General features: G+C 67.0%; 1 pseudogene. It reads left to right on the forward strand.

Annotated elements, in window-relative coordinates:
* A pseudogene (locus GVN67_RS29260) lies at nucleotides 1-439 on the forward strand (3-methylcrotonyl-CoA carboxylase); the annotation flags it as partial.

The following is a 439-nucleotide window of genomic DNA, read 5'->3' on the forward strand; positions in this document are numbered from 1 at the left end:
GTTCTTACCACGGCGCGGCGCGTAGCGGCGGCCGCCTTCGGCGACGACACCCTGTTCCTGGAGCGCCTGGTGACCACCCCGCGGCACATCGAGGTGCAGGTGCTGGCGGACGGCCACGGCAACGTGATCCACCTGGGCGAGCGCGAATGCTCCCTGCAGCGGCGGCACCAGAAAGTCATCGAGGAAGCCCCGTCGCCGTTGCTGGAGGGCCTTCCCAAGGGCAGCGAAGTCCGTGCCCGGATTGGTGAAGCCGCGTGCAACGCCGCCCGCAGCGTCAACTACACCGGGGCGGGAACCGTGGAATTCCTGGTTTCCGACAACGCGCCGCACGAGTTCTTCTTCATGGAGATGAACACCCGGCTGCAGGTGGAACATCCTGTGACGGAAATGGTCACGGGCATCGACCTGGTGGAATGGCAGGTGCGGATCGCCGCCGGGG

The organism is Roseomonas sp. 18066 (assembly GCF_902706185.1).
Lineage (GTDB): Bacteria > Pseudomonadota > Alphaproteobacteria > Acetobacterales > Acetobacteraceae > Pseudoroseomonas.